General features: G+C 53.0%; 18 protein-coding genes. 10 read left to right on the top strand and 8 right to left on the bottom strand.

The features are described 5' to 3' along the window. Positions 1-74 precede the first annotated feature (74 nt). The 4 genes from J2I47_RS18500 to J2I47_RS18485 form a co-directional block, all read right to left on the bottom strand. Positions 75-818 (bottom strand): LolA-like protein, encoded by a 744-nt coding sequence (locus J2I47_RS18500; protein ID WP_207366091.1) that lies wholly within the window; start codon positions 816-818, stop codon positions 75-77. 190 nt (positions 819-1008) lie between these two features. Then, on the bottom strand, positions 1009-1893 hold the full coding sequence (gene atpG / locus J2I47_RS18495; RefSeq protein ID WP_207366090.1) for an ATP synthase F1 subunit gamma: 885 nt from the start codon (positions 1891-1893) through the stop codon (positions 1009-1011). A 106-nt stretch (positions 1894-1999) separates the two neighbouring features. Further along, positions 2000-3574, bottom strand: a complete 1575-nt coding sequence (gene atpA, locus J2I47_RS18490) for a F0F1 ATP synthase subunit alpha (RefSeq protein ID WP_207366089.1) — start codon at positions 3572-3574, stop codon at positions 2000-2002. A 456-nt stretch (positions 3575-4030) separates the two neighbouring features. Continuing rightward, positions 4031-4945, bottom strand: coding sequence for a hydrogen peroxide-inducible genes activator (locus J2I47_RS18485; protein ID WP_207366088.1), 915 nt, complete (start codon positions 4943-4945; stop codon positions 4031-4033). 126 nt (positions 4946-5071) lie between these two features. On the opposite strand from J2I47_RS18485, the gene J2I47_RS18480 reads away from it, so the two are divergent. The 4 genes from J2I47_RS18480 (at position 5072) to J2I47_RS18465 (ending at position 10113) form a co-directional block, all read left to right on the top strand. Further along, positions 5072-5827, top strand: coding sequence for a hypothetical protein (locus tag J2I47_RS18480; protein ID WP_207366087.1), 756 nt, complete (start codon positions 5072-5074; stop codon positions 5825-5827). 120 nt (positions 5828-5947) lie between these two features. Beyond that, positions 5948-7054 carry a Gfo/Idh/MocA family protein gene (locus tag J2I47_RS18475; RefSeq protein ID WP_207366086.1) on the top strand — a complete coding sequence of 369 codons (1107 nt, stop codon included), beginning with the start codon at positions 5948-5950 and terminating at the stop codon, positions 7052-7054. A 60-nt stretch (positions 7055-7114) separates the two neighbouring features. After that, positions 7115-8191: a ferrochelatase gene (gene hemH, locus J2I47_RS18470; protein ID WP_207366085.1), complete on the top strand. Its 1077-nt coding sequence runs from the start codon at positions 7115-7117 to the stop codon at positions 8189-8191. A gap of 182 nt (positions 8192-8373) precedes the next feature. Continuing rightward, positions 8374-10113 carry a serine hydrolase gene (locus tag J2I47_RS18465; protein ID WP_207366084.1) on the top strand — a complete coding sequence of 580 codons (1740 nt, stop codon included), beginning with the start codon at positions 8374-8376 and terminating at the stop codon, positions 10111-10113. A gap of 109 nt (positions 10114-10222) precedes the next feature. Here J2I47_RS18465 and J2I47_RS18460 read toward each other — a convergent pair whose 3' ends face one another. Beyond that, positions 10223-10621, bottom strand: a complete 399-nt coding sequence (locus J2I47_RS18460; protein ID WP_207366083.1) for a Dabb family protein — start codon at positions 10619-10621, stop codon at positions 10223-10225. Between the two features lie 222 nt (positions 10622-10843). Here J2I47_RS18460 and J2I47_RS18455 point away from each other — a divergent pair, with 222 nt between their 5' ends. Beyond that, complete coding sequence (locus tag J2I47_RS18455) at positions 10844-11761, top strand: zinc dependent phospholipase C family protein (RefSeq protein WP_229374786.1); 918 nt, start codon at positions 10844-10846, stop codon at positions 11759-11761. A gap of 1 nt (position 11762) precedes the next feature. On the opposite strand, the gene J2I47_RS18450 is transcribed toward J2I47_RS18455, so the two are convergent. From J2I47_RS18450 to J2I47_RS18440, 3 genes are read right to left on the bottom strand one after another with little or no spacing between them, the layout of a single operon-like run. Next, complete coding sequence (locus J2I47_RS18450) at positions 11763-12230, bottom strand: PDDEXK-like family protein (protein WP_207366082.1); 468 nt, start codon at positions 12228-12230, stop codon at positions 11763-11765. A gap of 1 nt (position 12231) precedes the next feature. Continuing rightward, entirely contained in the window at positions 12232-12528 is a 297-nt protein-coding gene (locus tag J2I47_RS18445) for a hypothetical protein (protein ID WP_207366081.1), read from the bottom strand. Between the two features lie 52 nt (positions 12529-12580). Continuing rightward, on the bottom strand, positions 12581-13456 hold the full coding sequence (locus J2I47_RS18440) for a sugar phosphate isomerase/epimerase family protein (RefSeq protein WP_207366080.1): 876 nt from the start codon (positions 13454-13456) through the stop codon (positions 12581-12583). 186 nt (positions 13457-13642) lie between these two features. On the opposite strand from J2I47_RS18440, the gene J2I47_RS18435 reads away from it, so the two are divergent. The 5 genes from J2I47_RS18435 (at position 13643) to J2I47_RS18415 (ending at position 20580) form a co-directional block, all read left to right on the top strand. Further along, positions 13643-15442, top strand: a complete 1800-nt coding sequence (locus tag J2I47_RS18435) for a purple acid phosphatase family protein (protein WP_207366079.1) — start codon at positions 13643-13645, stop codon at positions 15440-15442. Between the two features lie 55 nt (positions 15443-15497). Next, on the top strand, positions 15498-16694 hold the full coding sequence (locus tag J2I47_RS18430) for a class I SAM-dependent rRNA methyltransferase (RefSeq protein ID WP_207366078.1): 1197 nt from the start codon (positions 15498-15500) through the stop codon (positions 16692-16694). Positions 16695-16802: 108 nt separating this feature from the next. Next, positions 16803-17888 carry an AI-2E family transporter gene (locus tag J2I47_RS18425; protein ID WP_207366077.1) on the top strand — a complete coding sequence of 362 codons (1086 nt, stop codon included), beginning with the start codon at positions 16803-16805 and terminating at the stop codon, positions 17886-17888. Positions 17889-18068: 180 nt separating this feature from the next. Beyond that, positions 18069-18959, top strand: coding sequence for a sterol desaturase family protein (locus J2I47_RS18420; protein ID WP_207366076.1), 891 nt, complete (start codon positions 18069-18071; stop codon positions 18957-18959). A gap of 529 nt (positions 18960-19488) precedes the next feature. Continuing rightward, the gene (locus J2I47_RS18415; RefSeq protein ID WP_207366075.1) at positions 19489-20580 is read left to right on the top strand and encodes a Gfo/Idh/MocA family protein; all 1092 of its coding nucleotides are present in this window, start codon (positions 19489-19491) and stop codon (positions 20578-20580) included. Positions 20581-20646 lie beyond the last annotated feature (66 nt).

Below are 20646 nucleotides of genomic sequence, written 5' to 3'. Positions count from 1 at the left end.
AGGGTTTGTCTGGTACACCGATGCCATCGTTTAGAGCGATGGCATCGGAATGGGTTCGTTAAAAGGTAGGTAGCCTATTGTTTGGGAAAAGCGAACTCAGCGTCGTCGATGGCAACGTTTGTCTCATACTTGTCCATCACCATCGACATCATCTCTTTGCCGTTCGTTTTGGTCGTCACCGTGAAGGGCATGAAAATACCACCAGCCACTTCCTGATAATCGCTCATGTATGTTTCAACGGGCGTGCCTTTGGCAGGGCCTTTTTTGGCTATTGTCCGACTCATAATGGGCACGTTGTCGGCCACGCTGAAGAAATAATAGGCTACGTTTTCTTCGGCTTTTCCGTCGACCATGGTGGGTTTGCGGGTCAGCTTCATCTTGTGGCATTCGGTTCCTTCAATGGTTTCCTTACCCTGTAATTCCACCTTGTAGCCTTTGGCGGCATAGTTCAGAAAGGGATCTTCCAGCATGGCCTCGTCTTTCATGTTCTCGCTGTCTTCGGCGGCCATTTTTTCGGGCTTCATGGTCATCTGGTTGGTATTCCAGCCGGTGCTCCCGTCGAAACAGGGTTGAATAAAGCTCATACCCTGAAACGTGGCCGTGGCCTTCATTTTGTTGGGTGCTTTCTGGAGCATTGTCAGGGGTAGTTCCATGCCCTGCACCTTGGCCTTGCCAGTGGCTTTCATGCTTTTGATGGCCATCCATTTGTCTTTACCCCCAGTCTGAGCAAAATATTTGTCGATTACCTCGTCGGCGGTTTGTGCCCGCGCCACCAGCGAACCGGCCACGCAAAAGAAAAGTACAAGCAGCTTTTTCATGTAAAATGGTTTCGTTTGTTTGTCAATTAATTAACGGTCTCAAAATAAGCAATACCTGCAACGAGACTGCGGATAATTACATAAACGGTGGGCAAACAGGATCACTCGGTTCATGAAGCCATACCAACAAAAAACCCGCGACCGGGTAGGTCGCGGGTTGGCATTCATACGGGTACCGTGTTTATAAGGACTAATTACTGGACAGGGCTTCGGCACCACCCACGATTTCGAGGATCTCTTTGGTGATGGCCGCCTGACGCGTCCGGTTGTAGATCAGTTTCAGCTCTTTCAGCAGTTCACCGGCATTGTCGGTGGCCTTGTCCATCGCTGTCATCCGGGCACCGTGTTCCGAGGCGTTCGATTCCAGTACGGCTTTGTACAACTGGATCTTCAGCGTTTTCGGAATCAATTCTGTCACGATTTCTTCTTCACCTGGTTCGAAAATGTAATTTACATTGGCCGTTACACCAGCCGGAGCGGGCGTAGACACAATGGGCAGCATCTGCTCCACGCGGATAATCTGCGTAGCCACGTTGCGGAACTCATTATACACTACTTCCACCACGTCATACTGGCCTTTCACAAACCCATCCATAGCCTCTTCAGCCGCTTCCCGAACGGTTGAAAAGCTTAGGTTGCCAAACGTGTTGACGTGGTTGGTGTTGACGGTAAAACCGCGGCGGGCCATAGCTTCGGCACCTTTCTTACCAATGGCCATTACCTGCACCGTGCCCCGACGGGCCTGATCGGCGTATTGCTCATTGATACGGGCTACAGCAGCCTTTGCTACGTTGGTGTTAAACGCGCCGCACAGCCCCCGGTCAGACGTGACTAGGATCATAAGCACATTCTGCACGGGACGGGCCTGCTTATAAGGGCTGTCGGTAGCGGATTCGGCACCTGCTGACACCGTACCGAGCATTTCACTCAATTTTTGCGCGTAGGGACGCATCTGCGTGATGGCATCCTGCGCCCGCCGCAGCTTAGCCGCCGCCACCATCTTCATGGCTTTGGTGATCTGCTGCGTCGAATTCACCGACACGATCCGGTTGCGTACTTCCTTTAGGTTGGCCATAACTTTTAGTCTAAAGTCTAAAGTCCAATGTCTAAGGTTGCTTCGCGTCCGGCCATTGCGAATGCGAAGCAACTTTGAACATTAGACCTTGAACTTTGAACACATTTTAATATTTCGCCGTCAGATCAGCGACTACTTTGCGGATCGCCGTGGTGGCGGCTTCGCTTAGGTTACCTTTCCGAAGGTCGGTCAGGGCATCGGCGTATTGCGTTTCCAGCATCATGCCAAACTCCGACTCAAATTCCTTTACTTTTTCGACGGGCACTTTATCCAACAAACCGTTGGTGGCGGCGTAGATGATAGCCACCTGCTGCTCTACCCGCACGGGCGAATATTGCGGCTGCTTCAGCATCTCCTGGTTCCGACGGCCCCGGTCGATAGTCAGCTTTGTCGAAGCATCAAGGTCTGAACCAAACTTGGCAAAGGCTTCCAGTTCGCGGAACTGCGCCTGATCCAGTTTCAGTGTACCCGCCACTTTCTTCATCGACTTGATCTGGGCGTTACCACCCACCCGCGATACCGAAATACCTACGTTGATGGCGGGACGGATACCGGCGTTGAACAGGTTCGACTCCAGGAAGATCTGCCCGTCGGTGATCGAAATCACGTTGGTTGGAATATACGCCGATACGTCGCCAGCCTGGGTTTCAATCAGGGGCAGGGCCGTCAATGAACCACCGCCTTTCACCTTGCCTTTCAAGCTGGGTGGCAGGTCGTTCATGGCCTGGGCGATGTCGTCGTTCTGGGTAATTTTGGCGGCCCGCTCCAGCAGACGGCTGTGGAGGTAGAACACGTCGCCAGGGTAGGCTTCACGTCCGGGTGGGCGACGCAGCAGCAGCGACACCTCGCGGTAGGCTACAGCCTGCTTCGAGAGGTCATCATACACGACCAGTGCAGGACGGCCCGTGTCGCGGAAATATTCGCCGATAGCCGCACCGGTGAAGGGCGCAAAGAACTGCATGGGCGAGGGGTCTGACGCGGCGGCAGCCACGATCACCGTGTAGTCCATCGCACCAGCTTTTCGCAGGGTCGCTTCAATCAGTTTCACCGTCGAGGCTTTCTGACCGCAGGCTACATAGATACAAAATACGGGTTCGCCCTTGTCGTAGAATTCGCGCTGGTTGATGATCGTGTCGATGGCCACAGCGGTCTTACCCGTCTGCCGGTCGCCGATGATCAATTCACGCTGTCCCCGACCAATGGGGATCATGGCGTCGATAGCCTTGATACCCGTCTGAAGGGGCTCGGTTACGGGCTGCCGGTAGATAACACCCGGTGCTTTGCGCTCCAGGGGCATCTCGAAGGTTTCGCCCTGAATGGGTCCGTTACCGTCGATGGGCTGACCGAGGGTGTTCACTACGCGGCCCAGAATACCTTCACCCACGTTAACGTAGGCAATTTGGCTGGTGCGCTTTACGGTATCACCTTCCTTCACCTCTGAGTAATCGCCGAGCAGTACCGCACCGACGTTATCTTCTTCGAGGTTCAGGGCAAGTGCCTGCAAGCCGTTATCGAAGGCAAGCAATTCACCGGCCTGTACTTTAGACAAACCGTAGATACGCGCCACACCGTCGCCGATTTGCAGCACCGTACCCACTTCTTCGAGTTCAGCCTCGGTCTGCGCACCAGCAAGCTGGGCGCGAAGGATAGCTGATACCTCATCGGGTCTTACGGACACCATATAGTCTGAGTAATCGTTAGTTAGAGATCAATTTCTGGCCGCAAAGGTAGGGTTAAAATTTGATAAAACACCGATTAGAAGCCAACAAAGCATCCGTTTCTTATACTTTTCTAAGATTTCAGAACAAGGATATAGTAGTCACCTGACGGGTACTGTCAGTTGTGGGGGCCTACTTTTTTCTGAGCAGCCCAACCAGTCAATTTTGGCCCAATCGATTGATCAGATGGGTATACCACAGTATACTTCCTGGATATGGTGAGAATTGAAGATCATTATTCAGTAGACATCGGTGCGAATGGAAAAACGATGATTTGGAAGGCATTTAATAGTGGCCTGAGTCGGATTGGGATGCAGAAACTATAGGCATTACCTCTCATACATCGATTGACTTCTTAATCACCCCGGTATTTCACGGCTTTGTCATCCATTCTGTAGTCGTGAGGGCATATCTATGTGTCAGCCTGGAGTCTGCCTGAAGGCTGCCTGAGGTAGATGCGCCAGAATTTCGCGCCGCAGGGCGTTGATCAGGCTGCGCTTCAGAAAGCTGCGGTGCATAACCAGACTGATGTCGCGGGCGGGTTGTTCACCCGCAAAACGGCGTATACGGGCCTGGCGGACGGGCTCCAGATCGAGGGTGGCGAGTTCGGGCAGGAGCGTAAATCCACCCTGCCGGTCGATGAGCTTGATCAGCGTTTCGAGTGAACCCGTTTCGTATTGCAACGGTGCCTCGCGAATACGGCTGGCTCCGCAGAGGTTAAGTACCTGCTCCCGGAAGCAGTGCCCTTCTGAGAGCAGCCACAGGCCTTCGGCAGCCAGATCGGGCGGCGAGATCAGGGTCTTTTCCAGCAGTGGATGGCCTTCGGCGGCATAAACAGTAAACGGTTCGCGGAAAAGAGGCAGCTCTGTCATGGTGCTTTCGCGCAGGGGCGTCACCACTATGCCCACGTCGAGCAGGCCGTTGCGCAGACGCTCGGTAATCTGATCGGTCAGCATCTCCTGCAGGTGGACCGTTACCGAGGGATGGCGTTTCATGAAGGCGCTAATGAAGTGTGGCAACAGGTAAGGGGCCAGCGTAGGAATAATGCCCAGACGCAACTCGCCGCCTACTTCATCGCGCGACTCCCTGGCCATTTCGGGTATCCGCCGCGACGTTTGTAATACCTCACGTGCCTGTGCCACAATAAGTTGTCCCGTCTCAGTTGGTACAACCGGCTGCTTCGACCGGTCGAACAGCAACACGCCCAGTTCGTCTTCCAGCTTCTGTATCTGCATGCTCAGCGTAGGCTGCGTTACATGGCAGTGCTCGGCAGCGGTGGCGAAATGACGGTGAGTGTCAATGGCAACAATGTACTCAAGCTGGGTAAGGGTCATGGATAACCGGGATGTTTATCGACAATATCAATACAAAACTAAATCTTATTGATAGAACAAATAACTCCAATCAGCCTTATTTTGCGGTTCATTTAGCAATCGACTTTCACAAACGCCTTTTCTGTCATGATGAATCGCTCTATTTTCTGGTTGATGTTCCTATTAACCACGCCGTTGCTGGCTCAAAAAAAGAATAACCTCGCCGCGCCCGGCTTCGATATGGCCGGTTCTGATAAACGCGCCGTGCAGATAGCCGACGAGGTGATGGCAGCGCAGGGAGGGCGCAAAGCCTGGGACCAAACCCGCCACATTGCCTGGACGTTTTTCGGAGTGCGTCGTCTCCACTGGGATAAGTGGACGGGCAACGTACGGGTAGACAACCTCAAAAATGATCAATCGGTAGTACTCAACATCAACACCGACAAGGGCCGTGTATTCCGTAATGGCAAGGAAGAAACCCAACCCGACAGCGTAGCCAAGTTTGTGAAAGGGGCCAAAAGTGCCTGGATCAACGATTCGTACTGGCTGCTGATGCCTTTCAAACTGAAAGATTCGGGGGTGACGCTGAAAGATCTCGGCGAAGCCAAAACAGAAGCCGGCCAACCTGCCGATTTGCTGCAACTGACGTTTAAAGGCGTGGGTGATACCCCCCAGAATAAGTACCAGGTATGGGTCGACAAAACCACGCGGCTGGTGTCGCAGTGGGCGTATTACCCCAAGTTTACGGATGAGAAGCCGGGTTTTATTCTTCCCTGGACCGACTACAAAACCTACGGCAACATTAAGCTGTCGGGTAAACGCGGTGCCCGCGAACTGAGCGATATCAACGTAGCCGACGCCCTGCCGGAAACGGTTTACACCTCGCTGGACCGGCCCCGATAACGATCAGGGTGCTTAAGGAGCTAACGCCGCTGGTAGTGTAAGTAGGGCCGCTGGTGTAATTAAGCAGCACAAAGGAGCTTTTTCGCGTAGCCTTGCCATTCATCTTCGCAATGACTCATTATGAAAAACCTCCTACGTCGGCAATTTCTTCAGCAGGTAGGTTTGGGCATTGGAGCAATGGCCCTGCCCGCCTTACCAACGCTTGCCGGGTTACCCCCATCGCGTAAACTGAACGTAGCCCTGTGCGGATTGGGGCGTTATGCAGGCTATCTGGCCGAAGGACTGGCCGTTTCGCAGTACTGCCGGTTGGCGGGCGTTGTTTCGGGCACGCCCGCCAAACTGGCCGACTGGCAAAAACGGTACAACATTCCGCCCCAAAACTGCTACAACTACCAGAATTTCGACGAAATCGTAGCCAACAAAGCCATCGACCTTGTCTATGTAGTGCTGCCCAACGCGCTCCATAAAGAATTCACAATCAGGGCTGCCAAAGCCGGCAAACACGTGATCGTGGAAAAACCCATGGCCACCACTGCCGCCGACTGTCGGGCCATGATTGCGGCCTGTAAAGCGGCTGGGGTGCAGTTGGCGGTTGGGTATCGACTGCATTATGAACCTCATCACCAGGAGCTTATGCGGTTGGGACAGCAAAAAATATTCGGACCGGTGCGCCACATCGACGTGTCGCTGGGCTATCGTCTTGACGGGGCCGACCCGAACGACTGGCATTTCAAAAAGGCCCTGTCGGGGGGTGGGCCGCTGATGAACCTGGGGGTATACTGCGTGCAAAGCTGCCGCTACGTGCTGGGTGCCGAGCCGGTGGCCGTCACGGCGCAGTTCGGGCCTGTGCAGCACAAAGACCTGTATACCGAAGTAGAAGAAGCGATCACGTGGCAGCTGTATTTTCCGGGCGGGGTCTTCTGTACCTCCACCAGCGCGAATAATTTTGGGATAGATCGGTTTTTTGCGTCGACAGATAACGGTTTTTTCGAGCTTAGTCCGGCGGTGAGTTATGGGCCGTTCCGGGGCCGAACCAGCCAGGGCGAACTGAAGTTTCCCGATATCAACCAGCAGGCGGCGCAACTCGACGGCATTGGCAGGGTATTGCTGGCCGGCGAAAAACTCCCCGACCACATCGCGGGTATAGAGGGCCTGAAGGATTTAATGGTCCTGGAAGCCATCTATAAAGCGGCTGAAACTGGTCGACGCGTGTCAATAAACAGTTAAGACGATCCCTTTCATCGCCTGCCGAACAAACCCATTCCAACCAAATTCCGTTAGCCAACTATGGAAGCCACTGCTTTACAATCTCCCATGTCGACGGCCAACGGGTCGGGGCAAAAACCGCTGGGCAAAACCGGCGTATTATTGGTCAACCTCGGCACGCCCGACAGTCCCAACGTACCTGATGTACGAAAATACCTCCGCGAATTTCTAATGGATGGTCGCGTCATCGACGTGCCCTACGCCGTGCGCACCGTGCTCGTGAATGGCATCATAGCTCCCTTTCGCGCGCCCAAATCAGCTAAGATTTACAAAGAACTCTGGGACGAGCAGGGCTCGCCGCTGAAATATTACGGCTACAAAGTAGAGAAACTGGTTCAGGACCAGCTCGGCGATGATTACGTGGTAAAGCTGGCCATGCGCTACCAAAGTCCCAGCATTGATACGGCCCTGGATGCGTTTCAGAAAATGGCCCTGACTGACATTGTGGTGCTCCCGTTCTTCCCGCAATACGCCTCGGCCAGTACGGGTTCGGTCTATGAAAAGGTGATGGACATCCTAAAAACATGGCAGGTGATTCCGAAGGTGCGGTTTGTGAACCGGTTTTTGGAACACCCCAAGTTCATTGAAGGCTTTGCGCAGATTGCCCGCAAGTACATGGCTACCCATGATTACGACCACTTTCTGTTTAGCTACCACGGCCTGCCCGAACGCCAGATTCGCAAGGGCGATGTGAGCAAAACGGTCTGTAAGTTCGGCGAGTGCTGCGGTTCCTTACGTGCTGATAACCAATACTGTTACAGGGCACAGTGCTTTGAAACCACCCGTCGGCTGGTGAAAGCGCTGGGTATTCCCGAAGGCAAATACACCACCAGTTTCCAGTCGCGACTGGGCAATGACCCCTGGATCAAGCCCTACACCGACGACGTGATCAAAGAGATGCCGGGCAAAGGCATCAAGAGTGTGCTGGCGTTTTCGCCTGCCTTCGTTGCCGACTGCCTGGAGACGACTATCGAAGTAGGTGAAGAGTATAAAGAGATTTTCGAAGAAGCGGGCGGTACACACTGGCAGCTCGTAGAAAGCCTTAACGACAGCCCATTGTGGATCGAGACAGTCGTTGACCTGGTAAAGAACTGTTAGAAGAGTAAACGCGCAAGGTCCGAAAAGGCCTTACAGGTTGTATCGGCGTATTGCTGACGCAACCTGTAAGGTCTCTTCGGACCTTGCAGGTTTATTATTTTTCCACTCATCCAATTTCCTTACCCCTCGTTTCTGCGTCTGTTTACCTTGGTCGATCATTGGATTAATCCCCTTTTCGACTCATGGAGACGCGCATACGACGCACCGGGCTTACGCTTGGCTTATTCCTGCTGGGCACCATACTGGCTTTTGCTCAGACCAAAGCCGCTAAAATTGACGCGCTTGTCCGGCAATATGTTGACAACAAGCAATTTAACGGCACTGTACTCGTGGCCGAAAAAGGGCAGGTGATCGTCAAAAAAGGTTACGGCATGGCCAATATGGAATGGAACATCGCCAACACGCCCGACACCAAATTCCGGCTTGGATCCATTACCAAGCAGTTTACGGCTATGCTCATCATGCAACTGGTAGAGCAGGGTAAGCTGAAACTGAACGAGCCTATTACTACTTACCTACCCAACTACCCCAAGGCCACCGGTAGCAAGATCACCCTGCACCACCTGCTGACGCACACGTCGGGCCTGCCCAACTACACCAACTTCCCAACGTTTTTCGAGACTGTTTCCCGCGAACCATTTACCCCGACGGAGTTCCTGAAAAAATTCCAGGACATGCCGCTGGAGTTCGAGCCGGGCAGCAAGTTCTCCTACAGCAACTCAGGCTACTTTTTGCTGGGTGTGGTGGTTGAAAAGGTAACAGGAAAATCCTACGCCCAGGTGTTGCAGGAAGGCATTCTTTCGCCCCTGCAAATGCGCGATACGGGCTATGATCTGTTCGCCCCGATCATGCCCAAACGCGCGGCAGGCTACGAAAAAGCGGGTGGTGGCTACGTAAACGCCCCTTATCTCGATATGTCGATACCTTATGCGGCTGGTTCGCTCTACTCAACAGTAGAGGATCTGTACAAGTGGGATCAGGCGCTGTATACAGACAAGCTGTTATCGGCGGTTGGCAAGGCTACGATGTTTACGCCGTTTAAGGACGAATATGCCTATGGCTGGGGGGTGGGCAACACCAAAGTAGGCGAACGCAAAGACAGCCTGTTACTTATCAGCCATGGCGGAGGAATTAATGGCTTCAACACGCTGATTACCAGAGCACCCCGCGATAAACAATTGATTGTTTTGCTGAACAACACAGGCGGGGCACCGCTGAATAATATGCGCCAGAATATTCTCCGCATCCTCTACGACCAACCCATCGAAGCACCCAAGAAGCTCATTGCTGATTTACTTCGTCAGTCAATCTCAACAGACCCGGTGGCCACGGTGCGGCAGAAATTCGCCGAATGGAAAGCGAACAAGTCGACCTACGACCTGAATGAAGGGGCTATCAACGCGCTGGGATATGAACTGCTGCAAAACAAGAAACTACCGGAAGCCATTATAGTCTTCGATCTTAATGCCGAAGCATTCCCCGCCTCGTTTAACGTATACGACAGCCGGGGCGAAGCTTATATGGCAGCCGGTGACAAGGCTCAGGCTATCCGTGACTACAAAAAGTCGGTTGAACTGAACCCGCGGAATACGGGTGGAATTGAGAAGCTGCGTGAACTGGGCGAACCGATAGCGATGCCTACTCCAACAGCCATAGCCGTCGATACGGCTCAACTGGCCATGCTGGTGGGCGAATATCAGTTGGCCCCGTCGTTCTCCATTACGGTCTCACGTGAGAACAACCGGCTGATGGCGCAGGCTACAGGTCAGGAAAAATTTGAGATTTACGCCCAGTCGCCCACTGAATTCTATTACAAAGTGGTGGACGCCCAAGTGTCATTCATCAAAAATGACAAAGGCGAAGTCGATGGCCTGATGTTGCATCAGGGTGGCCGCAACGTTCCCGGCAAACGGGTGCGGTGAGGCGAGGTTTAAGTTTAAAGTTTAAAGTCTAAGGTTTAACGTTGCTTCGCGCTTAGCCAGGTAGAATGCGAAGCAACGTTAAACCTTAGACTTTAAACCTTAGACTCATTTATGGCTGAATTTCAGCATTCACTACCAGGGTCTTGGCCCAGTTGGCTTTGTTCTCGTTAACGAATGTTTTGTAGGCTTCGCTTTGGGCGAAAGCTTTCATATCGGCTTCGCTCTGAAACGTCAGGTAATGCATGGCGTCATAGTCCTGATTGGTCGTCCCGGCCACAAATGTCTTCCCGGCCGTGTAGCCAACCACCTGTGGAATTTCGTGCTTTAGGGCCGCAAAATCGCGCATATGCTTCTCAACAGCTTGCGTTTTTACGTCTTTTACGAAAGAAAAGCAGAAAATCTGCTGTTTCTGGGCTTTGCGGGCGGGTGAATAAGCACCGTAGATTAATAAACCGAGGATACAAAACAGGCCTAGGATGAGGGCGTATCCTTTAGATTCGCGTTGCATTACTTTGGCAATTATGAAGTTAGACAGAATTTTCTTTGTTATTTGTCATACATTTATTTGATACATCTTATTTGATCTTCAAATAATACCATGACTGAACAAATGTACAGGAATAGTATTTGGTTGGGTATTTTTCTAAGAAAATATTTTTTAACCATCGTTTGCCTACCCCTTTTGCTGCTGACACCCGCCCATGCGTGGGTCACGCCGAAGCCTCTGCGCATGGCACCGCAGTGGGGGTTCTTTGCCCATCAGCAGATCAACCGCATGGCCGTCTTCACCCTGCCGCCAGAAATGATGCCGCTCTACAAAAGCCGTATTCAGTTTCTGACCGACAATGCCGTGAATCCCGACAAACGTCGCTACGCGGTAGTAGACGAAGCGCCGCGCCACTTTATCGATCTTGACGTGTATGCTGATACCACCCGTGAGACCCTACCCCGGTCATGGTCGGCGGCGGCAGCGAAATTTGGGGCCGACACGCTGGCTATGCACGGCATTGTACCCTGGCACATTCAACTCGTCAAGTACCAGTTGACCGAAGCTTTTAAGGAGCGAAACGTCCGCAAAATCCTGCGCCTCTCCGCCGACATTGGCCACTACATTGCCGACGCCAACGTGCCACTGCATACTACCCGCAACTACAACGGGCAACTCACCAACCAAACGGGTATCCACGGCTTCTGGGAATCGCGGCTACCAGAGTTATTCTCTACAAACTATGACTGGGTAGTTGGTTCCGCCGAATACCTCGAGAAACCCCAACAGCGAGCCTGGCGGGCCGTTTTCGACGCCCACGCCGCCTTAGATTCTGTGCTGCTGATAGAGCGCAACCTCACCGCTGAACTGGGCGAATCGCGCAAATGGAATTTTGAGGATCGCAATGGGCAAACGATCAAGGTGTATTCGGCGGCGTTTTCGGCACACTACCACGAACGCCTGCGCGGACAGGTGGAGCGACAAATGCGGGCTTCCATCAAAATGGTGGGCGACTTCTGGTATACCTGTTGGGTAGATGCCGGCCAACCCGACCTGAAAAAACTAGCCCGCCAGGTCGACGACGACACCGAACAAACCGAAACAGCCGCCGAGCAACAGAGTTGGCTCAGGCGGCTGTTCAAGGCACGGGAGGAAAATTAACTTAATGATGTACTCTTACAAAGAGGTCCTTTAGGCGGTGGGGGATCTCCAAAGGTGTTTTGAGACAGAAGACGGAATTGTTCATCAGGCTCAGTGTCAACGTAATTGCTTTTGATAAACCTACTTGTCTTAATTGCTCAGCCAGCAAATCAGCCAAGTCACTACGTGTTAGTACAATTAATTCGCTCCAACGATCATGTCGGCGAATAAGCATCGTATAATACAACTCAGGCGTGGGCTGAGAAACGAGTTGCAGGCGGGGTAACAGAAACTGGGCGATATAACCCTGTTTCGTTTCTCTTGCGGAAGCTGTCTTTACCTGCACACGCCTTAAATCACCGTCGCTATCTTTTACGACAAAAATGTCATCACCCCTATCAACTTCAGGGATGGCAACGTTCCAGCCCAACATCAACAATTCGGACATCACATAAAGCTGACCCGCTTTGCCGATGTAGTTGTTAAACATTTTACTCATTGATGTATCGAAACAGTAGTTCGTTGGTTTTGGGGTCTATAAAATCGATTTCACCCAACTGAACAATCTCCTGTTCGCTCATTCCTAATAAGATGGGTAGTATAGCTGGCTCAACCCGGTTGTGATAAGACTCAAAATCGGCCTTCGAATCATAGCCAACATATACACTTCCACCCGGCGATTTTTTAGGGTAAGCCGCGTGTAATTGTTTGCGAGAAAGGGGATCAAGGCCAAAAGTGACCCCATCTAACTGGCGGTTGACGTAAACTATGATTCGTGACGTGTTCATGTAGTAAAGGTAAAAAAGCAGGTCGTATATCGACCTGCTCTGGCAAAACCACTTACACCTTCAGCATTTTCATGTAGGTTGAATCCACCTCCATGCTGGCAAGGGGCGATTTGGGGTATTCTTCCTGCTCGACCAGGAAATATTTCATGCCACTTTTGCGGGCCTGTTTCAAAATCGCTTTGTAGTTCACAATGCCTTCGCCCAGGTTTTGCTGTACTACTTTGGTGCCCTCGCGTTTATAGTCTTTGATGTGGCAAAGCTCGTAGCGGCTGCCGTGCTTCTTGAGGTGATCTACGGTGTTTTGACCAGCGGCTTCACTCCAGCACATGTCCAGTTCAAACATCACATTGAGGGGGTCGGTGTTAGCCAGCAGGTACTCTTGTGGCAGTTTTCCGTCCTGCGTTCTGAACGAATAGTCGTGGTTGTGATACCCGAATTTTAGCCCGGCTCCCGAATTACGTACGGCCTCACCTACCCGGTTGAAATTATCGGCTACGCGCTTCCAGTCATCCCACGTTTTTTGGGGGCCAATGTACGGGCACAGCAGGTATTTCAGGCCCGCACCGTTGGCCATATCGATGTATTTGCTGAGGGTGTCGGGGTTTTCCGAAGCCCCTTTGAAGTCGAAGTGGGTACTCACCATGCGTACGCCGATGCCGTCGAGGAAGGATTTCATGGCGGCGGGTTCCATGCCCCACAAGAAACCCTGCTGCCCCTGGTAGCTTTCAAACTGCTTATAGCCCATTTTGGCCAATTGCGTCATCACACCTTTGGGGTCGTTGGGCAGTACGTCGCGCACGCTATAGAGTTGCAGGCCGTAGGTTCTGAATGAACCGCCAACCGCATCGGTTAGGGAAGAAGATAGTGCCACAGCACCGGCCGAAAGCAGGCCAGCCTGTTTCAGAAAGTCACGTCTAGTTGATTGCATAAAGTTTGATTTAGGCTGTAAAGCGTAAAAATGAGATGATCTAATTACTGACCATTGGATGCGGGATACTGGTTATAGGTTTAGGTGGGCCGTCTGAGGCGTGTTGTCTACGGGTTAGCGCCTAACTTAGTACGTACTATTGCCTGATTATCGTTTTTTAGAATCAACCAATTGATTGTCAGCATAATGAGACTTAAAAAATACCTGTTTACAGCAATCGTCCCGCTACTACTGGCTGCTTTTGTTGAAACAGTCCTGGCCCAAACGCCAGTCATTACGCGTGGACCTTATCTGCAAATGGGTTCAGAAACGGCCATGACCATCCGCTGGCGCACCGACCTGGCCAGCGTGGGTCGCGTTACGTATGGCCTGACCACTACCAGCCTGACGGGGGTAGCCAGCGAAACGGCCAGCACCACCGAACACGAACTGCGACTGACAAACCTCCTGCCCGACCAGCGATACTATTACAGTGTGGGCACCCCTACGGCGGTACTTGAACAGAGCGCCGCCAACTTCTTTCAGACCAACCCACCCGCCACAACCAAACGCCCCCTGCGTATTGCGTCTTTCGGCGACTGTGGGGTGCTGAATACCAACCAGGTCAACGTCCGCAATGGCTTTATCAACTACCGCGGCACTACCCCCACCGACCTCTGGATGCTCATTGGCGACAACGCTTATGACGGTGACGACCCGCAGTATCAGGCCAGTTTTTTCCAGCCCTACCGCGATAACCTGTTGAAAAACACTACGTTATTTACCATTCCCGGCAATCATGACTATATCAATAGTGCAGCCAACGCCGCCAGCCATGCCATACCGTATTTTTCTATTTTCACGCTACCCACCAACGCTGAGGCAGGTGGCCTGGCGTCGGGCACGCGGGAATGGTATTCCTTTGATTATGGGCCTATTCACTTCGTCATGCTCGACGGCTACGGCACCCGAACCGTTGGCGGGGTAGAAAAGAAGGTATACGACGACACCCTCAGCCACCCACAGGCCATCTGGCTGAAACAGGACCTGACCGCCAATACCAAAAAGTGGACGATTGTCTACCTGCATTTTCCACCCTACACCCAGGGGTCGCATAATTCCGAAACGGAGAGTGATCTAATTGCCATTCGCCAGCGGGTAAACCCCATTCTGGAGCGGTTCGGCGTGGATATGGTGGTAACGGGGCATAGTCATGTCTACGAACGGTCGTACCCGATTCATGACCACCGCGGCCCCATGGCAGAGTTTGCGGCCAACCCTGCCAATTTCCGCTACCCTGCCGATGCCAGTTCGGGGCGTTACGACGGGTCGGCTAATTCGTGCCCTTACCTCCGGAAATCAGGGAAACAGAAACAGGGAACGGTCTATGTGGTGTCGGGGTCTGCCGGGCAGTTAGGCCATAATGCGGCGCTGGGCAACCACCCCGTGATGGCGTTTACGGAAAAAAACGTGGGTGGGTCATTTTATATGGAAGTAGAAGACAACCGGCTCGATGCCAAATTTATTCAGGCCAACGCGCCCACTTTCGGTGTGGTCACGGACCAATTTACGCTGATGAAAGACGCAGGCAGAACACAGTCACTGACCATTGCAGCAGGCCAGTCTGCCACGCTAACCGCCTCATTCGTAGCCGACTACCAATGGACTGACTCTGCCAGCAACACATTTGCCAACAGCCGGACGGTAGTTGTGACGCCGCCAGCCGGTACCATACAAACCTATGTGGTTACCGACAGCAAGCAATGCCTACGCGACACCTACACCATCCGCACGTATGGTGGCGATCTTAGCACCGTTCGCGATGGCAACTGGAATGACCCCACCGTTTGGTCGGCCAACCGCGTACCCACCCGCGCTGACATCGTACATATCGGCCACCTGATCACCATACCCACCAATACACAAGCGTTTGCCGGGCGGGTGAAATACCTGCCCGGCAAACGAATTTTTTACGGCCCCGGCGCCAGGTTGTCTGCTGGCTTTTAGGGGAATGCCAGACGGAGCAAATCGCTCCGTCTGACATTCCCCTATCTTTGCATCAATGACATACCCCCAAGTTATTCTCCAGAAAGGCCGCGATGAGGCTGTGCGCCGGTTTCACCCCTGGGTGTTTTCGGGCGCCGTAGCCAAACGCGACGAACACCTCGAAGACGGTGACATAGTTGACGTAGTCGACAGCCGCAATACGTACCTCGGCACAGGGCATTTCCACGACGGCAGCATTCTGGTACGACTGTTTTCGTTTGCCGCTCACACCAACGGCCTGCCCGTAGTACCCGACGTCGATTTCTGGATCCAAAAACTAGCCCAGATCCGGACTGTTCGGGCCGCGCTGATTCCCGCCCAAACCAACTGCTACCGCCTCGTTCATGGCGAAGGCGACGGCTGCTCGGGTCTGATTATCGACATGTATGACGGAGTAGCGGTGTTGCAGGCGCACTCCATCGGTATGCACCGCCAGCGGCAGCAGATCGTAGAGGCTCTGCAACGCGTTTTTGGTACTGAACTCGTAGCCGTTTATGATAAAAGCGCCGAAAGTCTGCCCGATGCTTACGCCGCTGGTGTGCAAAATGGCTACCGTTTTGGCCGCGCCGAAACTCCCCGCCCGGTGATTGAAAATGGTCATACATTTCTGGTAGACTGGGTAACGGGCCAGAAAACAGGCTTTTTTCTTGATCAGCGCGACAACCGCCAACTGCTGGCCCGCTATGCTCCGGGTAAGCGTGTATTGAACGCCTTTTGCTATTCGGGTGGCTTTTCGGTTTACGCGCTCACCGCCGGAGCTTCACTCGTACACTCGGTCGACGTGTCGCAGAAAGCCATTGAGCTAACCAACCAGAACGTAGCGGTGAATGGGGACTTTTCGAGTACCCATCAAGCCATCCCCGACGACGTGATGCATTATTTGAAGGAGCATGACCATCAGTATGACGTAGTGGTGCTCGACCCGCCCGCCTATGCCAAGAGCCAGTCGGCGAGGCACCGGGCGGTGCAGGGTTATAAACGGCTAAACGTGGAAGGATTGAAGCGCGTGGCACCGGGTGGCATTCTCTTCACCTTTTCGTGTTCGCAGGTGGTAGACCGGGAGCTGTTCTACAACACCATCGTGGCCGCGGCCATCGAGGCCGGGCGACAGGTACGGGTTCTCCACCACCTGAGCCAGCCCGCCGACCACCCAGTGAGTCTTTTCCACCCCGAGGGTGGCTACCTGAAAGGACTGGTGCTGTGGGTGGATTAAACAAATTTTAATGTACGATGTATAATGAACAATGTATGATGGCTTTGCGCTGGCATAAACCCACGCAAGAGGCTTGTTGTACATTGTTCATTATACATTGTACATATTATGTCATCTTATCCAATCTATACGCCTAAACAGCAACGTATCCTGCTCATTACCAGCTTACTGGTTTTGGGCGGCTTTATTATTGCTGGCCTACAGGGGTACGTCTCGGCCTTCTTTGGGGCGGGGATTCTCTACGTTATTTTTCGATCTCCCTTCTATGGACTTGTCTACCGAAAGAAGTGGAACCGAACGCTGGTGATTGTAGGTATTATCCTGTTTTCACTGTTTGCCATCATCCTGCCTTTTCTGGTGCTCAGTTTCCTGCTCATCGACCGGATTCAATATTATTCGCAGCATACCGACCAGATTTTGGGACTGGTGAAACAGGCCGAAAACCTGACGAATTTTAAGCTAACCAGTCAGGAAAACATCCGTAAGATTTTGCAGCAAGGGGGTACCCTGGCCTCACGGCAGCTCCCGTCATTGGCGGGTGGTCTGCTCGATTTTCTGGTTATCATTGGCCTGATGCTGTTTACGCTCTACTACATGTTTTCGGAAGAAGAGACGTTTCAGGAAGGCTTGCGCCGTTACCTGCCTTTCAAGCGCGATACGATGAAAGACCTGGGCGAACAGCTGCGTAATAACGTCAACGCCAACGTATTAGGCCAGGTGATCGTGTCGTTTGTGCAGGGTATCTTAACAGGCCTGACGCTCTGGATCTTCGGCGTACCCGATGCCGCTTTTTGGGGTACCGTTGCCTTTTTCATGTCTTTTATTCCCGTGCTGGGCACACCCCTGGTGTGGGCACCGGCGGGCCTGATTCAGCTTTCGCAGGGCAATACATCACAGGGTGTAGGTATTCTGCTAGTGGGGGCCATCGTGATCACCAACATCGACAATCTATTGCGGATTACGCTGGCCAAACGCATGGGCGATGTTCACCCGCTGGTTACGTTGGCAGGTATTGTGATCGGCGTACCCATTTTCGGCATTCTGGGGCTGGTGATCGGGCCAACCATCCTGTCGTTCTTTATCGTGCTGATGCAGGTATTTGCCAATCAAAATCGGGAGTCACGCGAGGAGGCGGAGGTAGACGAAGCCAAAGTAGAAACCCGCGCCGAAGTGAAGGCGGCGAAAGGAGTGTAAGGTGTAAGGTATAAAGTGTAAAGTCTAAGGTCTAATGTCTAAAGTTGCTTCGCGCACGTATCGGGTAGTGCGCGAAGCAACTTTAGACATTAGACCTTAGACTTTACACTTTGTACCTTACACCTTACACTCCTTTTTTATTCGTATTTTGTGGTTTAGTTTCACGAATCGCAGAACCTAATGGAGCGTCTTGTCCAATACTTTGAACACATACCGTCGGCCCACCGCAGCCTGATTCTGGTGGGTGGCATTGCTTTTTTCTGGTTACTGGAAAGCATTGTGCCCCTGATTCGCTTCGATTACCACAAGCCTAAACACGCGGGTATCAACCTGTTCTTTACGGCCACAACCATCCTCGTTAACTTTTCGCTGGCGTTTATTCTGGTCAAAACCAGCGACTGGACGGTAGCCAGTCATGTGGGGCTACTGCAATGGGTAGCCATGCCACTCTGGGCACAGGCCGTGGTGGGCCTGCTCCTGCTTGATCTGATTGGTGCCTGGCTAGCTCACTGGACCGAACACCATGTAAAATGGATGTGGCAGTTTCACGTCGTGCACCACTCTGACCACTACGTAGATACCACCACCGCCAACCGCCACCACCCCGGCGAGAGCGTGATCCGGTTTCTGTTTACCACGCTGGCCGTACTGATTGTGGGGGCACCCATGTGGCTGGTGTTTCTGTATCAGGCCCTGTCGGTGATCCTGTCGCAGTTCAACCACGCCAACATCGAGCTACCCCGCTGGGCCGACCGGGCCGTTAACTGGCTGATCGTCACGCCCAACATGCACCACGTGCACCACCACTACGTACTGCCCTACTCGAACACCAACTACGGTAACATCTTCTCGATCTGGGACCGCCTCTTCCAAACCCATGCCGAACGGGCGGGAAAAGACCTCATCTACGGCGTAGATACCCACCCCGACGCCCACGAACACAGCCACATTGGCAGCATTCTGAAAGTACCCTTCCAGCCCTACCGCCAACCCGTTGGCGAGCCTGGCACTCCCCCCGGCAACTACGTTCGGCAGACAAGTACTCTAAGTGGCATGGAACAGAGTAAGTAGTGCCTTGATGGGTCACAAAAGAGTATGTCAACCAACAGGTGTTTTACGTAAGGGCGATCTTTCCAACCTTTGGTCTTTCGGCACCAAACCAAAACGCGGGAAGCTAGGGTTGACAAATCCATGCCGCAAATCCTGAGCGGAAAGGGTTTGAATGAGGTATAGCACAGGTTCAAAATGGCCTGTAGGTAGTGGCTGCTGATCGGGGTAGCTTAGGCCCAGCGGGCCGTAACGTCGGTAGAAATAGGCGTTGGAGAAATTAGCCAAACCCCAGCGGGGCGTAACATGCGGATATGCAGAAGATGAATCCTTGCCTAGGATTTTGCTACCGTATCCGCATGTTACGCCCCGCTAGGGCTAAAACCGCCATAGAGCCAGCCTATTTTCCACCAACGTTGCGGCGCGCTGGGCCTAAGCTACCCAACCAGCGGCTGATATCCCGCAAGTCGTTTGGAACTAGCAAACTGGTAAATCAACCCGCTGACACTCTTTTCGGTATAACCTTCACACTTTCGCCATAAACTCTTTCTCCATGCTTCGTCGAACCGTTCTTCAGACCCTGTCGCTGGCTTCTGTCTCAACCATTGTATCGCCGCACACGCTGCTGGCGGCAACCTCACCTAAGAAAGACAAACTGGGCGTGGCCCTGGTGGGGCTGGGCTACTACAGCACCGATTTGCTGGCCCCGGCCCTGCAAATGACCAAACACTGCTACCTCGCGGGCATCGTAACGGGCACCCCCGCTAAGGCCGAAAAATGGAAAAAGCAGTACAACATCCCCGACAAAAACATCTATTCGTACCAGACGTTTGATCAGATCGCCAACAATGGGGACATCGACGTGGTGTATGTGGTCTTGCCACCATCCATGCACGAAGAATACGTGGTGCGGGCGGCTAAAGCCGGTAAGCACGTCTGGGTGGAAAAGCCCATGGCCGTGACGGCGAAGGAGTGCCAGAACATGATTGATGCCTGTCGGAAAAATAAGCGCGTGCTCACGGTGGGCTACCGGCTGCACCATGAACCTAACACCCAGGCGTACCGCAAATTTCTGCGCGACGGCAACATCGGTAAAATCCAGATGGTAAGCTGCTCGGCGGGGTACTACGATGGCCGCACCGACCACTGGAAACAGAAGAAAGAAATGGGCGGCGGCGTCATGTACGACATGGGCGTGTATGTGCTTCAGGGTGCCCGCATTGCCACCGGCGAGGAGCCAATTGCCCTCACCGCCCAGCAGTATACCACCCGCCCGGAGGTCTACAAGAACGGCCTCGACGAGACCAGCATGGCGCAGCTGGAGTTTCCGAGTGGAGCGCGGGCGGCGGTACAATCCAGCTACGGCATGAACATGAATTTCCTGAACGTAACAGGTCAGAAGGGCTTCCTGGAAATGGAACCTTACTCGGCCTATGATGGGGTGAAGGGCGTAGGCAGCAACGGTTTTAGCACCAATGTGGCCTATAAAGCCCCTACCCAACAAATGATGCAGATGGACGACGATGCCCTGGCGATCATGCAGAACAAGCCCGTGCTCGTCCCCGGCGAAGAAGGTCTGGCTGATATTCGCATCGTAGAGGCTATTTATAAGGCGGCAAAAGAAGGAAAGCGGGTCACTTTGTAAAAAAAATTGACGCTAGTTTTTGGACGTTGGACGCTGGATTTGAGGTAGTAAGAGCCGTTTTGTTGT

The sequence above is a fragment of the Fibrella rubiginis genome, assembly GCF_017353185.1.
GTDB classification, from domain to species: domain Bacteria; phylum Bacteroidota; class Bacteroidia; order Cytophagales; family Spirosomataceae; genus Fibrella; species Fibrella rubiginis.
This window is presented reverse-complemented; position numbering and strand designations above follow the sequence as displayed.

Excerpts from the sequence above, each read along its gene's own strand:
- J2I47_RS18450 (WP_207366082.1), bottom strand. The coding sequence starts at position 12,230 with ATGTTTAACAACTACATCGGCAAAGCGGGTCAGCTTTATGTGATGTCC.
- J2I47_RS18455 (WP_229374786.1), top strand. The coding sequence starts at position 10,844 with ATGGCACCGCAGTGGGGGTTCTTTGCCCATCAGCAGATCAACCGCATG.
- J2I47_RS18430 (WP_207366078.1), top strand. The coding sequence starts at position 15,498 with ATGACATACCCCCAAGTTATTCTCCAGAAAGGCCGCGATGAGGCTGTG.
- J2I47_RS18475 (WP_207366086.1), top strand. The coding sequence starts at position 5,948 with ATGAAAAACCTCCTACGTCGGCAATTTCTTCAGCAGGTAGGTTTGGGC.
- J2I47_RS18465 (WP_207366084.1), top strand. The coding sequence starts at position 8,374 with ATGGAGACGCGCATACGACGCACCGGGCTTACGCTTGGCTTATTCCTG.
- hemH (WP_207366085.1), top strand. The coding sequence starts at position 7,115 with ATGGAAGCCACTGCTTTACAATCTCCCATGTCGACGGCCAACGGGTCG.
- J2I47_RS18420 (WP_207366076.1), top strand. The coding sequence starts at position 18,069 with ATGGAGCGTCTTGTCCAATACTTTGAACACATACCGTCGGCCCACCGC.
- J2I47_RS18435 (WP_207366079.1), top strand. The coding sequence starts at position 13,643 with ATGAGACTTAAAAAATACCTGTTTACAGCAATCGTCCCGCTACTACTG.
- J2I47_RS18460 (WP_207366083.1), bottom strand. The coding sequence starts at position 10,621 with ATGCAACGCGAATCTAAAGGATACGCCCTCATCCTAGGCCTGTTTTGT.
- J2I47_RS18485 (WP_207366088.1), bottom strand. The coding sequence starts at position 4,945 with ATGACCCTTACCCAGCTTGAGTACATTGTTGCCATTGACACTCACCGT.
- J2I47_RS18500 (WP_207366091.1), bottom strand. The coding sequence starts at position 818 with ATGAAAAAGCTGCTTGTACTTTTCTTTTGCGTGGCCGGTTCGCTGGTG.
- J2I47_RS18415 (WP_207366075.1), top strand. The coding sequence starts at position 19,489 with ATGCTTCGTCGAACCGTTCTTCAGACCCTGTCGCTGGCTTCTGTCTCA.
- J2I47_RS18480 (WP_207366087.1), top strand. The coding sequence starts at position 5,072 with ATGATGAATCGCTCTATTTTCTGGTTGATGTTCCTATTAACCACGCCG.
- atpA (WP_207366089.1), bottom strand. The coding sequence starts at position 3,574 with ATGGTGTCCGTAAGACCCGATGAGGTATCAGCTATCCTTCGCGCCCAG.
- J2I47_RS18445 (WP_207366081.1), bottom strand. The coding sequence starts at position 12,528 with ATGAACACGTCACGAATCATAGTTTACGTCAACCGCCAGTTAGATGGG.
- atpG (WP_207366090.1), bottom strand. The coding sequence starts at position 1,893 with ATGGCCAACCTAAAGGAAGTACGCAACCGGATCGTGTCGGTGAATTCG.
- J2I47_RS18440 (WP_207366080.1), bottom strand. The coding sequence starts at position 13,456 with ATGCAATCAACTAGACGTGACTTTCTGAAACAGGCTGGCCTGCTTTCG.
- J2I47_RS18425 (WP_207366077.1), top strand. The coding sequence starts at position 16,803 with ATGTCATCTTATCCAATCTATACGCCTAAACAGCAACGTATCCTGCTC.